The organism is Phenylobacterium sp. LH3H17 (genome assembly GCF_024298925.1).
GTDB lineage: Bacteria > Pseudomonadota > Alphaproteobacteria > Caulobacterales > Caulobacteraceae > Phenylobacterium.
On the sequence record NZ_CP101284.1, the window covers coordinates 26,165 to 40,499 of the forward strand.

The 14,335-nt window shown below is 67.7% G+C and carries 10 protein-coding genes; 8 read left to right on the forward strand and 2 right to left on the reverse strand.

The genetic code is table 11. The features are described 5' to 3' along the window. Positions 1-29 precede the first annotated feature (29 nt). On the reverse strand, positions 30-410 hold the full coding sequence (locus M9M90_RS20870) for a hypothetical protein (RefSeq protein WP_254837275.1): 381 nt from the start codon (positions 408-410) through the stop codon (positions 30-32). 380 nt (positions 411-790) lie between these two features. On the opposite strand from M9M90_RS20870, the gene M9M90_RS20875 reads away from it, so the two are divergent. The 7 genes from M9M90_RS20875 (at position 791) to M9M90_RS20905 (ending at position 12,503) form a co-directional block, all read left to right on the forward strand. Then, positions 791-1,681, forward strand: coding sequence for a toprim domain-containing protein (locus M9M90_RS20875; protein WP_254837276.1), 891 nt, complete (start codon positions 791-793; stop codon positions 1,679-1,681). A 438-nt stretch (positions 1,682-2,119) separates the two neighbouring features. Further along, positions 2,120-4,111, forward strand: a complete 1,992-nt coding sequence (locus tag M9M90_RS20880) for a ParB N-terminal domain-containing protein (RefSeq protein ID WP_254837277.1) — start codon at positions 2,120-2,122, stop codon at positions 4,109-4,111. Positions 4,112-4,272: 161 nt separating this feature from the next. Beyond that, a complete protein-coding gene (locus M9M90_RS20885; protein ID WP_254837278.1) occupies positions 4,273-8,538 on the forward strand; it encodes a strawberry notch family protein in 4,266 nt (1,421 codons plus the stop codon). 150 nt (positions 8,539-8,688) lie between these two features. Next, a complete protein-coding gene (locus M9M90_RS20890) occupies positions 8,689-9,582 on the forward strand; it encodes an ArdC family protein (protein ID WP_254837279.1) in 894 nt (297 codons plus the stop codon). An 87-nt stretch (positions 9,583-9,669) separates the two neighbouring features. Continuing rightward, entirely contained in the window at positions 9,670-10,266 is a 597-nt protein-coding gene (locus M9M90_RS20895; RefSeq protein WP_254837280.1) for a DUF6088 family protein, read from the forward strand. Then, on the forward strand, positions 10,259-11,284 hold the full coding sequence (locus M9M90_RS20900; protein ID WP_254837281.1) for a nucleotidyl transferase AbiEii/AbiGii toxin family protein: 1,026 nt from the start codon (positions 10,259-10,261) through the stop codon (positions 11,282-11,284). The genes M9M90_RS20895 and M9M90_RS20900 overlap by 8 nt, the downstream gene beginning before the upstream one ends. Before the next feature lie 286 nt (positions 11,285-11,570). Then, positions 11,571-12,503 (forward strand): DUF2493 domain-containing protein, encoded by a 933-nt coding sequence (locus M9M90_RS20905; protein ID WP_254837282.1) that lies wholly within the window; start codon positions 11,571-11,573, stop codon positions 12,501-12,503. A gap of 123 nt (positions 12,504-12,626) precedes the next feature. Here the strand turns inward: M9M90_RS20905 and M9M90_RS20910 are convergent, their stop codons facing one another. Further along, entirely contained in the window at positions 12,627-13,478 is an 852-nt protein-coding gene (locus M9M90_RS20910; protein WP_254837283.1) for a phage exclusion protein Lit family protein, read from the reverse strand. 448 nt (positions 13,479-13,926) lie between these two features. Here M9M90_RS20910 and M9M90_RS20915 point away from each other — a divergent pair, with 448 nt between their 5' ends. After that, positions 13,927-14,148, forward strand: coding sequence for a hypothetical protein (locus M9M90_RS20915; protein ID WP_254837284.1), 222 nt, complete (start codon positions 13,927-13,929; stop codon positions 14,146-14,148). Positions 14,149-14,335: the final 187 nt, after the last annotated feature.

The window sequence follows — 14,335 nt, forward strand, 5'->3', positions numbered from 1 at the left end:
AGGCCGCTCGCGGTTACACGCCCATCCCGTCATCCGAGTTGAGAAGCGCCGGGATCCTGGCCAGCCGCCCGGGTCGCGGCGCTGGGCTGCTTGTCCGTGGACAGAATGATGGGTCCGAAATAGCCGAAATCATCGCGGCAGGCGGCGACCGCCAGGCTGACGTCGCGATAGAGCTTCGGGGCGTCAGACTTGAACTTGGCGAGCCGGTATTCTCCGGTGCGCCCGGCCAGGCGCAGCCAGACGCTCCAGTCGCCGTGTTCGCTTTCGGTCAGCCGGACCTCTTTGAGCGAGCCGCCACGCTCCAGATACATCGAGACATTGCGGGCCCGGATGGCCAGCTCAGGGTTCGCGCCGATGACCCAGGCTTCTTCGCTCCGGCCCTCGTCCCCCGCGATCTGATCAGTGTTCATCACGGAATGCCCCAAACTCATGATGGGCTTATCTTGCTATAAAAGCACATGGCTGTCGCCCTCCTGATCGCCGTCTGTGACGATTTTGCGCCGCCAATTCCCGGGCTATCGCCTCAATTTCAAGCCTGTGAGTTGCGATGCCGAGGGGGGAGCTTCGGTTTGGCGAGTGATTGGCCAGGATCAGGTCTGTCTGTGGATTTGGGGGGGAGCGCCCTCCCCCTGAGTCGCAGGCGTTGCGGTCTGCGCCTACCCCCACCAGCGGGGGATGCCCCCGCAACGCCCCCGGGGTCAGATCCCGAGCGGCCGTCGGCCGCGGACGGAAAGGGTGGAGGCAGGCTTGGGGTGGGTGAGTTTTGGTCAGGCAGTCCCGGGAGGTCGCCATGTCCTTGAGACCCATCGTCCAGGCCCTGGGCGGCGATCTCTATGATCGCGGCCAGAGGGCGAACATTCCGGCGCCGGGCCATAGCGCCGCCGACCGTTCCGTCTCGCTGTTGCTGAAGGACGGGCGGATCATCGTCCACACCTTCGGCGATGGCGACTGGCGCGCGGTGCTCGATCACCTGCGCGGCGAGGGCCTGGTGGACGCGCACAACGCCCCGACCACCCTTAGCCAGTCGCGCCGGGCCTCGGCGGCCGGGAACGCCGGCACGACGATCGAGCGATTGAACGCCGCGCGGCGGATCTGGGAGGCGGGGAAGGCCGTGGCCAACACCCTTTCTGAACGCCATTGCCGGCTGAGGGCGATCACGCGCGCCCTGCCAGGACCACAGGTGCTTCGCCACTGCGGCCAGGCGCCGGTCTCGGCCTATGCGGCGGAGAGCCGCCATCATCGCCCCGCCCTCCTGGTCGGCGTCAGCGATGCGACGGGCGGCCTCACCGCCGTCGAGCTGACCTATCTCGCGCCCAACGCCCATCGGGCGGCGGACCTGCGTCTGAACCGCAAGACGGTCGGCGCCGTGCCCGCCGGGGCAGCGGTTCGGATCGATGAGGCGGCGCCGGAGATGCTGGTCGCCGAAGGCTTTTTCACCACGCTGTCGGCCAGTGAGCGGTTCTCGCTTCCGGCCTGGTCGCTGATGTCGACCCGCAACCTGCGAAGCTGGATCCCGCCGCCTGGCGTGCGCTCGGTGCTGATCGCCGCGGATCGCGGCAAGGATGGTGAGGCTTCGGCCGAGCACCTTCGCGCCAAGCTGGTCCGGGCCGGCCTGAAGGCCTGGGTCGAGTTGCCGTCGGGCGTCGTCGGCGATTGGAACGATGCGGTGAAGCACTCGTGACGGCGACAGGGGCCTCAATCCCGCAACAGATCTGCTGCAGTAATCAGTGAAATACCTGCTCGAAGGCATCTTGCCAATGCGCTTGGCGCGCCAGATCGTCCCAAGTTCGCGCCATCTGAAAATAGGAAACGCGATGTTGGATTACGGTACAATTTTCGGCCATCGCCCGCAGTCTCACAGCCATTTCTCGGCACTCGTCTTCGGTACGCATATCTGAAGCGTGATCTCTTTCGCCACGGAAGTATCGAGGAGATTGCATTCTTTTGGGAAATGGGACGGCGGGAAGTTCCTTGATGACCTCGGTCGAGGTCGATTGTCCATGCCGAACGCTCCAAGCATGGGGCCGATCGCGTGGCTGCTGAAAGGAGAGAGGGAGGGCTGGAGGGGGTGCGCCAAGGGGCAGGATGACCCTCGCCTCTGACGCCGGAGATGATCCCCATGACCCCCGCTGCTGAAACCCCCGCTGGCGTTCCCAACACCCAGTTCGTGCCCCTGTGCGACCTTGCGATCGCGCCGGAGAACCTTCGCGCCAAGGAGCCGGCCGACGACGAGATCGATCGGTTGGCCGAAACCATCTTCAAGGCTGACGTTGTCGTGCCCCTGTGCGTGCGACCCGGCGCCAGGAAGGAGCGGCCCTTCATGGTGCTGGACGGCCGCCGCCGGCTGCTGGCGCTCCGCAAGCTCCTGGACGCCGGCCGGATCGCGCAGGACTGGCCGGTGAAGTGCGAGGTGTTCTCCACCCGCGAAAGTCAGGCGGCGGCCACTATCCTCACCGCCGCGGAGCGCACGCCCGTTCACATCGCCGACGTGATCGTCGCCATCGGCAAGCTGCGCAAGTCGAAGATGGACACCGCCGCCATCGCCGGCGCGCTCGGCTATGACGAACTGGAGATCAAGCGTCTGTCGGCCCTGGCCGGGCTGCACGCCAATGCGTTGAAGGCCCTGCGTCTGGGCAAGATCACCCTGAAGCAGGCCCGTCAGCTGGCCCGGATCACCGATGCGGACGAGCAGGCCGACATCGCCCAGACCGCCCTCGATGGCTATCTGCAGGACTATCAGCTTGCCGCCCGCGTCGAGCGGGGCCGCACTGACGTCAACGATCCGCGCTTCGCCCTGGTGGGCCCGCAGCGCTACGCGGCGATCGGCGGGCGGGTCGAATCCGACCTGTTCGGCGAGCTTCCCGACGTTCTTTTGGACCCTGATACGCTGACCGAGCTGTGGCGCCAGCGCACGGAGCCGCTGGTGACCGCGTTGCAGGCCGAAGGGCTGTTCGTGTTCATCGGCCAGAGCCGCGGCTATCGCGCGCCCGACGGCTTCTTCAACCTGCCCTACGTCCACGTCGCGGGGATGAGCGAGACCGCCCGAGCGGCCTACAAGGAGGCCCAGCAAGTTGTCAGGGAGGCGCATGAAGCCCTGGCGGGCGCGGATCTGGCCGCTGACGAGATCCCGGGCCTGTTGGCTTTGCTGCAAGCAGACCGGCAGCTCGCCGCCGCCTCGCTCGAAGGCGGCACGATCGGGGCCGTGATCCTGTCTCCGGATGCCGAGGTCGGCGTCGTCGCCAGCTTCTTCTCCAATCCGGTGATCGCTCAGGAGGATCCTGATGAGGAGGCGGACACCGGCGAAGGCGGGGGTCTTGACGGGCGCTATGGGCGTAGCCAGCCCGACGTTGAGTTTCCCAAGGCCGACGTCGATGTGGAAGGCGCCAGTCACGTCTTCCACGAGACCCGTACCGATGTCGCAACGCGGGGCTTGATCCGCGACCTGGCCGACAACCCCAGCGTCGCGTTGACCGCCCTCCTGGCCCAGCTGTTCAAGCATCTGGCGCTGCACGGCGGGGCTTCGGCGGAGGCGTCGGCGGTGACAGTCTCGGCGAGCGGCTATCGCCGTGGCCAAACCCCGGCCATTCCGGCGCTCGACGGTGAGGTGCGGGCCAGACTTGAGGCGCGTCGCGAGGCCTACAAGACCTCCGGCCTTCGGCCGATTGCCTGGATCGAGGGCTTGGCGCACGGGGAGAAGATGGCGCTGCTGGCCGAGCTGGTGGCCATCTCGCTCGATGTCCGCGAAGCGCGCACCAGCTCGATCCGTCACGCCGCCCGCGCGGAGGCGGCCGAGATCGCCGAACTCTGCGGGTCCGACATCGCCAGCCACTGGACGCCGGACGCAGGCTATCTGGCGGTTCACTCCAAGAAGCAGCTGATGGCGTTGCTTGAGGAGATGGACGCTTCGGACGATCGGGCGCGGACCCTGAAGAAGGACGAGCTGGTCTGCTTCGTGGCGCAGGCCGCCGCGGAACGCCAATGGGCGCCCTCGGCCCTGTCCTGGGAGAGCCACGCTTCCCTGGAGGACGAGGCGGAGGAGCCGGCGGCTGACGAAGAGCCCTCCGAGGCGCCGGAAACGAGCCTTCCCTCGGAGGGACAGCTGGCGGCCTGATCAGCTGATAATCGACCCTGAACCAGAGAGCCCCGTCGGCGCCAGCCGGCGGGGCTTTTCGCTGTCTGGGCCCGGAAAGGATGGAGGGAGGGAGGCGTCAGGTGAGCCTGACGGGACGGGAGGGAGGAGCCCTCCGCCGCAGGTGATCTGGACGCTTCCCCATGAACGCCTTCCTTCCGCTCTTTGCCCAGGCGCAGGTTTCTGGTTCCGCCGCAGACAAGGCCGCCAACATCTTGGCCGCTGCGCGGGCCATGGTTCCCCATCTCAACCGCTCGCGGGCGCTCGACCGAAAGCTGGTGGCGGGGGTGATGACCATGTCCTTCGGCGGCTCGGACGCCGACGGCGCCTGGTGCTGGCGCGATGCCTACGACGCCATGGAAGCCGCCGTGGTGTTGCAGCTGCGCCGCCTGGCGCCTCAGATCAGCCGGCTTGAGGACGCGCCCGCCGAAATCGTCGCCTTGCTGGCCAGCGTCACCGAGCTGACCCTGACCCACACGCGGCGCAGCGAAGAGCAGGTGGCGCTCGATCAGTTCTCCACGCCGCCGGAGCTTAGCGCCCTGGCCGTGGCCGCCGCCCAGATCCGCCCCGGCGACCGGGTGCTTGAGCCTTCGGCCGGCACAGGCCTCCTCGCCATCGTTGCCGAGGCGTGCGGCGCGGTCCTCGACCTCAACGAACTGGCCCCGGGTCGAGCCGAGATCCTTGACGGGCTGTTTCCGGCGGCCTCGCGCACCCGCCACGACGCGGTCCTGCTGAAGGACATCCTGCCCGGTTCCGGCAGCTTCCACGCCGTCATCGCCAACCCGCCGTTTCAGCAGTTGGAGGACCATCTGCACGCCGCACTCGATTGCCTGGCCGAAGGCGGCAGGCTGTCGGCGATCGTGCCGTCCCGGCTCTTCGAGGACGCCTGCGCCATGCAGGCCCTGGGCCGCCGGGGCCGCCTCATCGCGATGCTGGTGTTCCCGCAACGGGCCTATGCCAAGCACGGAACCTCGGTCGAGACCGGGCTTCTGGTGATCGACCGCGCCGGGGGGAGCGTCCCCTCCCCCTGCCCGGTTCTGGCTTGCGAGACCCTGGCCGACGCCGCTCGTCTGGCGGCGGGGGTCGCCGCTCGCCCCACGGCTCAGCCTCGCCAGTTCCGAGCCGTCTCCAACGTCGCCTTCCTGACCCGGCGGGCCCGGGCGCTGGCGACACCCTCGTCACGGCTGGGGTTCCTGGCGACCACGGCGCCGGTCGCCTATGCGGTGAAGGACTGGTCTGGCGAAGGCCACGACGTCGGCCTCTATCAGGCCTACGCGCTCGGGCGGATCGACCTGGCGCAGGCGCGACCACACCCCTCCCCGCTCGTGGAATCCGGGCCGATGGCCTCGGTCTCACCGCCTGCCCCGAGCTATCGCCCGGTGTTGCCGGCCGGCATCGTCGAGCAGGGCCTGGTCTCCGACGCCCAGATGGAGACCATCATCTATGCCGGCGAAGCTCACGCCAGCAGCCTGCCGGGCGCCTGGGTGCTCGGCGAGGCGGCTCACCTGGTCCACCTCGTTGCTGAAGGCACGCTGGGCGCGGTGCAGTTTCGGCGCGGCTTCTTCCTCGGCGACGGCACCGGTTGCGGCAAGGGCCGTCAGATCGCCGGGGTCATCGCCGACAACATGGCCCAAGGCCGGGTGCGGGCCGTTTGGTTCTCGCGGAACGACGCCCTGCTTGAGGACGCCCGGCGCGATTGGAATGCTATTGGCGGGGCCGGCTCCGACATCACCCCGCAGAGCGCCTGGAAGCAGGCCGACGCCATCCGCCTGGACCGCGGCATCCTCTTCACCACCTACGCGACCTTGCGTCAGCCCGCCCGGGGAGATCGTCCGTCCCGGCTCGATCAGATCGTCAGCTGGCTGGGCGCTGACTTCGACGGCGTGATCGTCTTCGACGAGGCACACGCGATGGCCAACGCCGCCGGCGGCGGCAAGGGCTCGCGCGGGGCGAAGAAGGCCTCGCAGCAGGGCATGGCCGGCCTGGCGTTGCAGAACCGTCTACCCGGCGCCCGGATCCTCTACGTTTCGGCGACCGGCGCGACGACGCCGGAGAACCTCGCCTATGCCGCGCGGCTTGGGCTCTGGGGCGGGCCGGAGGCGCCGTTCAACACCCGCGACGCCTTCATGGAAGCCGTCGACAAGGGCGGCGTGGCGGTGATGGAGCTGATCGCGCGCGAGCTGAAGGCGCTCGGGCTCTACATCGCCCGCTCCCTGTCCTTCGACGGCGTCGAATACGAGGCGCTACGCCACCCCCTCGCCGCGCAGGACATCGAGATCTGGAACGCCTGGGCCGATGCCTACCAGCTGATCCATCAGAATCTGCGGGCGGCCCTGGAGGCGGTTGGCCTCACCGAGGACGGCAAGGCGACCAATGGTCAGGCGGCTTCGGCGGTGCTCTCGGCCTTCGAGGGGGCGAAGCTGCGGTTCTTCGGGCACCTGCTCGCGGGCCTCAAGGCCCCGACCCTGATTGCGGCGATCAGGACCGATCTGGCGCAGGGCCGCTCTTCTGTGGTGCAGATCGTCTCGACCAACGAGGCGGTGATGGAGCGGCGGCTGGCCGAGATTCCGCCGGAGGAGTGGAACAACCTGACCATCGACATGACGCCGAAGGACCAGGTTCTCGACTATCTGATGGGAGCCTTCCCGGTCACCGCCATGCAGGCGATCGAGGACGAGGAGGGCAATGTCACAATGATCCCGGTCATGGTCGATGGCGTGCCGGTCGCCAGCCAGGAGGCGCTGCGGCTCCGCGAAGAACTCGTCACCCATCTCGCGTGCCTTCCGGCCGTCTGCGGCGTGCTGGACGCCGTCCTCGACACACTGGGAACTGATGCTGTGGCGGAGATCACCGGCCGGGTCCGCCGGGTCGTGTTGCGTGGCGGCCGGCGTGTCGTCGAGCGTCGCGGCGCCTCAGCGGCCAAGGCCGAGACCGACGCCTTCATGTCCGGCAAGAAGCGGGTGCTGGTGTTTTCCGACGCCGGCGGCACTGGGCGCAGCTACCATGCCGATCTTGGCGCGGCGAACCAGCAGCGGCGGGCCCACTATCTGGTCGAACCCGGCTGGCGCGCGGATGGCGCCATCCAGGGCCTTGGTCGCTCGCACCGCACCAACCAGGCCCACGCGCCGCTGTTCCGGCCGGTGACGACCGATATCCACGGGGAGAAGCGGTTCCTCAGCACCATCGCGCGGCGGCTCGACAGCCTGGGCGCCCTGACCCGCGGTGAGCGTCGCTCGGCGGGCAACGGGCTGTTCCGGCCAGAGGACAACCTGGAAAGCCCGTGGGCGCACCGCGCTCTGCAGGCCTTCTTCGTGGCCCTGCACTTCGGGTCGGTCGAGGCCATGAGCCGCGAGACGTTCGAGACCAGGACCGGGCTGAAGCTGCTGGACACCGACGGCAATCTCAAGAAGTCCGACGACATGCCGGCGATGAACACCTTTCTCAATCGCCTGCTGGCCCTGCGGATCGAGGACCAGAACGGTCTCTTCACCGCCTTCGACGAGATCCTGGCCAGCATCCTCGAACGGGCTTCGGCCTCCGGCGCCCTCGACAGGGGGATGGAGGACATCGTCGCCGACGATCTGGCGATCAAGTCGGAGGAGGTGATCCGCACCGACACCCTGACCGGCGCGCAGACCAAGATCATGACCTTTGAGGTCCGCACCCGGCGGGTGCTGACCGGAGCCGGCGAGGCGCTGCACGGGTTGAACCCTGAGACTCTGGAGTATGTGGTCAACGCCCGCTCGGGGCGCGCTGGCCTGGTGGTGAAAGGCCTGACCACGACGGACGACGACGACCGCCTGGTGCCGGCGGTGCGGATCATCCGGCCGGAGAAGCGCGGCGTCTCGCCCCTCAAGGTCTATGAGGAATCGGCCTGGGAGATCGTGCCTGACCCGATCTGGCAGGCCGCCTGGGACGCCGAGATCGCCGCGGCCGATCCCTGGATCACGCGCGAGCTGGTCCTGGTGACCGGCCTCCTCCTGCCGGTCTGGGAGAGCCTGCCCGCCAAGCAAGCCTCGGTCCGGCGCCTCAAGGCGCCGGACGGCCGCCGCTGGCTAGGCCGTGTACTCGACGCTGGCCAGGTCCCAGGCCTGAAGATCGCGCTGGGCCTGAGCGACGTGGCTAGCGTGGTCGGTGAAGGCTCGAACGCCGCCCATCTCGTCCTGACTGAAAACACCTCGATCATGCTGACCGGCGGCTTTTGGCTGAGACGCGCCAAGGTGATGGATCGTCACCGGATCGAAGTGGTGGGCGCCGCCGCAGACCGCTCGGCCTTCACGTTGCTCGGCTGTTTCGTTGAGATCATCAACTACACGCCGCGCGTCTTCGTGCCGGTGGAGAAGCCGCAGGTGTTGTCGGCGCTGCTGGCGAAGTGGCCGCCGCAGACGCTGCTCCCGGCCGCCGCCTGAGTGATGAAGGCCGTGGGCTTTGGCGCTCACGGCCCTCCAGCACCTGGCTCCGAGGGCCCCGGCCGGCTGCGCTGGGAAAGGACAAAGGCAGGGACCGAAAGGGTTGAGCGACCCGGGAAAAGGCCTGGCGCAAAAACCCCCGAGGATCCCATGACCAATCCCCTTGAGCCGATGATGGCCGATCTCATCGCGCGCATCGAACGCGGTGTTCCGCCCTGGAGGCAGGCCTGGGTCGCCTGCGCCGATCCCAGCTTGCCGCTGCGCTCCGACGGCCAGCCCTTCACCGGCAGCAATGCCTGGCTGCTGTCGTTCGCGGGCGCCATGGGCGGCTATGCCTCGCCCTACTGGTTCACCTTCCGTCAGGCGCTTGGCATCGGCGCGCCGGTCAAGAAGGGAGCCAAGAGCTCACCGGCGATCCTCTACAAAACCCGCGTTCTCGACGGCGGCGACGCCGCTTCGCCTGCGGCCTCCGAGGACGATCCGAGGGTGCTGCGCTACCTGAAGGCCTACGCGGTTTTCAACGCCGAGCAGCTGACAGATTGCCCGGAGGCCTACCTTCGGGCTCCGAAGATCGATCCCGCCGTTCGGGCCGCGGCCCGCAACGCGTTGCTGGACGCCATTCCCGCCAAGATCGAACTCGGCGGCGGCGTGGCCTGCTACAACCGCGCCCGCGACGTCATCTGCCTGCCGGCCCCGGAGGCGTTCGACACGGTCGACGACTATCAGGCGACCTTCGCCCATGAGGCGGTCCATTGGAGTGGAGCGCCGCACCGGCTGAACCGGGAGTTCGGGGCAAGGTTCGGCGACGAGGCCTATGCCTTCGAGGAGCTGGTGGCCGAGATCGGGGCGGCGGCGTTGGGCTTGCGGATCGGCCTGCGCCCTCAGCTTTTGGATGGCCACGCGGCCTATCTCGCCCACTGGGCGGCGATCCTGAAGGAGCGGCCGGCGGCGTTGCTGGAGGCTTCAGGTCATGCGCAGCGGGCGGTCGACCATTTGGAGGCCTTCAGCCGCGTGGATGTGGCCGCCACATCCCTGGCGGCGTGAGGTCGGTTAGCCGTGGAAACCGTTCCCTAACCCGCGGGTTGCTAACTGTCAGAAGTGGTCCTATTTATTCTGACAGTCAGGTGACCCATGCAACGATTGACGGAAGAGATTCTCGAACACAGCCGCACCGTGCCGGAGGGCGCGTTGCTGACCGCCAAGGGGTTGTTGCACCTGGGCCAGCGCGCGGCTGTTGACCAGGCGCTGTCGCGGCTCGCGCGGCGGGGTAAACTGCTGCGCGCCGGCCGGGGCCTCTATGTCCGGCCCGTCGAGAGCCGCTTTGGGGCTCGCGCGCCTACCACGGAAAGGGTCGTGGCGGGCCTGGCCGAGCTGCGCGGCGAAACCGTCGCGTCCCACGGCGCCGCGGCGGCCAATGCCCTGGGCCTGACCTCGCAAGTGCCCGTCCGCAGCGTCTATCTGACCTCGGGTCCGAGCCGGAAGCTGCGGTTGGGCCGCCAATCGGTCGAAATGCGGCACGCTCCGGCCTGGCAACTCGTGCTGGCCGGGCGGCCCGCGGGCGAGATTCTTCGCGCCCTGGCGTGGCTTGGCCCCTCGAAGGCCGAGGGTGCGCTGCTTACCCTGCGGCGCACGCTCCCCGCCTCGGATCTTCAGGCGCTGGCCAAGGCCGCGCCTCTGCTTCCGACCTGGCTCGCGCAGCAGGTGAGCCAGTCGTTCGCCCATGTCTGAGGCCTTCCTTGCGCTTTCGGCCGACGAGCGGCGTGAGGCCTTGGCGGTCGCCGCGTCCGCGTCTGGGCGGCCGGCGCACCTGCTAGAGAAGGACATCTGGGTTGTCTGGGCGCTCGACGCCCTGTTCTCCTCGCCGCTTGGCGAGCATCTGGTCTTCAAGGGCGGAACATCGCTCTCGAAGGCCTACGGCGTGATCCGGCGGTTCTCCGAAGACGTCGATCTTACATATGACATTCGGGCACTCGCGCCGGACCTGGTGGGACAGACCGGTGACGCCCTGCCCGCGACCCGCGGCGAGGAGCGGCGCTGGACCAAGGCGGTCGGCCAGCGTCTCCCGCACTGGGTGGAGGACCACGTCCTGCCAACCCTCCAGGCCAGACTTACGGTCGACGGGGCGCCCGCGCGGCTTCGGCTCGAAGGCGAGAAGGTCTTTGTCGAATACGAACCTCTGGCTACCGGCTCGGGCTATGTCGCGCCGGCAGTCATGCTGGAGTTTGGCGCCCGGTCCACGGGTGAACCCAGCGCGCTGCACGACGTCGTCTGTGACGCCGCCGGACTTGTCGAAGGCGTGGTCTTTCCGACCGCGCGGCCGATGGTGATGCGGGCTGAGCGCACCTTCTGGGAGAAGGCGACGGCCATCCACGTCTTCTGCGCCCAAGGCCGGCTGCGGGGTGACCGTTTCGCTCGGCATTGGCATGACCTGGCGCGGCTCGATGATGCGGGTTTTGCGCAAGCTGCCATCGCCGACCAAGCGCTGGCCCAGGCGGTCGCCGATCACAAGGCCATGTTCTTCGTCGAAAAGGACGCGGGCAAGGCGGTCATCGACTATCAGGCGGCCGTGCATGGCGCGATCCATCTGGCGCCGGACGGCGAAGCCCGCGCCGTCCTCGGGGCGGACTATGAGGCCATGGTCGCTGACGGCCTGCTGTTCGATGACGCCGAACCCTTCGATCAGCTGATGGCCCATTGCTTGGAGCTTGAGGGCCGCATCAATGCGGCCATGCACCCCGCCCCATAGGGGCCGATGATGACGGCGCGCCAGCGCCTAGAGGTCTGGGGTCGTTCGACGCGGACCATCTCTGGCCCTGCGTGGACACCTTGGCCGGCTCGACGTGCGCGAAATCCACACGAGACACAGTTGCGTGGCGGTCTGCAGCCTTTTGGCTCTTGAGACCTCGCCACCGTCCGAGGCCCCCCACAAGGGACGCTGCGCTCAAAGCCCTTGTGGGGGGCCTCGGGCCGTCGGCGCGAGACGGTCGTCGAGCCGACAGGCTCCACACCCCACTCCGAAAGGATGTCTCGCAATGCAGTTTTCTCCACACGCTCCCCTGACCGGCCAGATGACCCACTTCGAGGCCCAGGCCCTGACCCTCGACGACCCCCGCCCCCATCCTCACGAAGAGGCGCTTATCCAACTCGGCCACGCCCTGATGAACGAGGTGCTCGATGTCTTCATCGACACGGCCCTGGAGGATTTCCAGGCAATCGCTTCGGAGAGCCTGATCGGGGCCTTCCATTCGGCGGCACAACGGATCGAACGCGAAGCCGACCGCGCCAGGGATGACCTCAACCGACTGACCCGGGATTTCGACGGCTCGGAGATCGCCGATACCGAACTTCAGACCGCCACCCGCAAGGCCCGCGCCGCCGATGTCGCTACCATGGCCCTCGAATTCGTCCGAGACGCCGCAGCGGCCAGTTATACGACGGCGACCGGTGAGGTCTGGAGCCCCTGGAAGGGCAACGTCAGAGCTTCGAGGACAACCGCCGCACAGATCGAGGCCCGGGATGTCATCCGCTCAGCCAAGGCACGAAAGCACTCCGCCGCCGACCCAGGGGCGACCATCATCGCATTCCGTGGATCGCCGCTCGCAGACACCGCAGAGGACGCGAGCCGCATCTTCGATGCCCTCAATTGGGCTCGCGAGCAGTGGCCGGAAATGGCTCTGGCCACGACCGGCGCCAAGGGCGCCGAGAAGCTGGCGATCAAGTGGGCGAAGTCCAAGAACGTGACCCTGGTCCTGGCCAAGGCCGATTTTGACCGTCACGGACGGGCCGCCCCGTTCCGGGCCAACGACGAGATGCTCGAACTTGATCCGGTCTGCGTCCTGACTCTGGCCAATACCCTGAACGCCGAGCGTGGCGCGGGTCTGCAACCCTTTGGGCCGGCTCTCAATCTCGGTCAGAAGGCCGGCGACAAGGGCGTGCGCCATGTCGTCATCCGAGCGCGGGCATAGGTGCCCGCTTGCGGCGGCCTTCGGGCCGCCGCAGATCGTGGGTCACATTTTTATGGCAAGGCCTGTCCGGCACCTGCGGCAGCTTTCGGACCCAAAGGAGCCAGCCAAGCGAGACCCGTTACGCTAGAAGGCGGGCGCGCCCGGCCACGCATGGCCGAGCGCCGCGAACGCCACCTCAGCAACGTGATCAGCGCCCGCATGCCGATCGGCACCGAATATGACCTTCGCCGCCTTGATGCGGTCGCGCAGCGCCGGATGTGTGTTTGTCTCGCCCCAGTGGTCTTTGGTGAGCAGGGCAATGTTGAAGAGCGCAAGGTAGATTCCGAGCTGACGCTTCTGCTGGACCTTGTCGATTGGATCGTGGGTCGCCGCAGCGTAGTGGCCGATCTTCTCGGTTAGGAAGTTGGTGGCGAACGCATCGCACGACGCCTCCTCAGCCCGTACCCTGTCTTCATCGTCCATCGGGGCGGCGGTCCCGGCCTGCTGGTGCTGGATATGCCGGAATTCGTGCAGCAGCGCCCATCCGGCGGCGATCGTGGCGAGCTCCGCTACCGCCCGCGCCTGGCCGTTGATTGCAGCATCGATATAGACGCCCGGCTGCGGCACCCCCTCCGGCAGGGCGATGCCTTCCGGATCATCGGCGTCGCAGATGAGGTCATAGGTGGAGAGCATGGCGTTCAGCCGGGACCAGTCCGGCGCTGTGCCGTAGTCCATGGGTGTTGCGCAGAACCCCTCCCAGGCGATGAAGGCGCCCAGCCAAAACAGCCGCATCGCTCGATGATTGAAGCGGACGTATCTGTAGGCGCCTGCGTCGAACAGGAACGGACCATCCGGATGGTTGTCATCGTGCACCTGAAACTCCGGCCCGAACTTCGCCCAGAGCTTTTCCAGTTCTTCATGCCGTTCGGGCGCGCACCCAAGGAAGAGCGCCCGAGCGGCGTCTTGAACGTCGGCATCGTTCCGCATGTCGCTCATCGGTGGAGGTCCGCTCTGTCTTTTCAGGCCAGTGATCGACCGGCTCATACCCGCATACCAGCGAGATCGACCTCCACCTAAATCCCGTCGAAAAGCCGCGCCGCATAGGTTCCGCGAGCGGGCGCCCAAGGTGCTGAGGTTGTCAGGGGTCTGGCTGTGGTGATCCGCATGTCGGCGCCAGCACCAGGCCGTCAGTCGTCTCCCGGGGTTGGGCGCTGCGGGGCGAGCTCGTCCGCGATCAATCTCACGAACCTAGGACGGGACGGTCGGGGTCAAAGGCGACCTCGCTGGCGCGAGGCGAACCCCGCGGACCCTCCGACCTTCGCTGCGCTGCGGGCTGGTTTCCACGGGGATTCGTCCTTTGGCCCCTCCCTTTCACCCGCCCTGGGCGGTCGCGAGATCGCGGGAACGAGCCCGTAGATCCAGTAGCGCAAGAGGGAGACGAAAGATGGTCAGCATGGGGATGGCTCAAGCGGTCTATCAACACGCCCACGACTTCTACGACACCGGCAGCTGGTATGTGGTCGCCGAGTGCTGGGACCTTCTGGCCATCGCCGAGGAGCTTGACCGCCAGGAGGAGATCACCGCGATCCCCTTCGAGCTCGACACCGCCGCCATCGCGCACTTCCACCAGATGATCCACCCGCAGACGGGTAGCACGCGGCACTGACCTGGCTCGGCGCCCGCTTCGGCGGGCGCCGTTCCCCCTGCCCTTCTCCCAACTTTGAGGAAGCCGGCGGAACAGGCGTCGAACGAAACCCAAGTCCTTGTGTCAGACGAGCTGGCTGCCACTCAGCCTTGGGGTTGGTGATTCGTTCTGACGTCGCGCCACAGGGCTCGCCGGGCGTTTCCGTCCT

Coding starts and splice junctions, on each gene's coding strand:
- M9M90_RS20870 (WP_254837275.1), bottom strand. CDS start 410: ATGAACACTGATCAGATCGCGGGGGACGAGGGCCGGAGCGAAGAAGCC.
- M9M90_RS20880 (WP_254837277.1), top strand. CDS start 2,120: ATGACCCCCGCTGCTGAAACCCCCGCTGGCGTTCCCAACACCCAGTTC.
- M9M90_RS20900 (WP_254837281.1), top strand. CDS start 10,259: ATGTCTGAGGCCTTCCTTGCGCTTTCGGCCGACGAGCGGCGTGAGGCC.
- M9M90_RS20905 (WP_254837282.1), top strand. CDS start 11,571: ATGCAGTTTTCTCCACACGCTCCCCTGACCGGCCAGATGACCCACTTC.
- M9M90_RS20890 (WP_254837279.1), top strand. CDS start 8,689: ATGACCAATCCCCTTGAGCCGATGATGGCCGATCTCATCGCGCGCATC.
- M9M90_RS20895 (WP_254837280.1), top strand. CDS start 9,670: ATGCAACGATTGACGGAAGAGATTCTCGAACACAGCCGCACCGTGCCG.
- M9M90_RS20915 (WP_254837284.1), top strand. CDS start 13,927: ATGGTCAGCATGGGGATGGCTCAAGCGGTCTATCAACACGCCCACGAC.
- M9M90_RS20910 (WP_254837283.1), bottom strand. CDS start 13,478: ATGAGCGACATGCGGAACGATGCCGACGTTCAAGACGCCGCTCGGGCG.
- M9M90_RS20875 (WP_254837276.1), top strand. CDS start 791: ATGTCCTTGAGACCCATCGTCCAGGCCCTGGGCGGCGATCTCTATGAT.
- M9M90_RS20885 (WP_254837278.1), top strand. CDS start 4,273: ATGAACGCCTTCCTTCCGCTCTTTGCCCAGGCGCAGGTTTCTGGTTCC.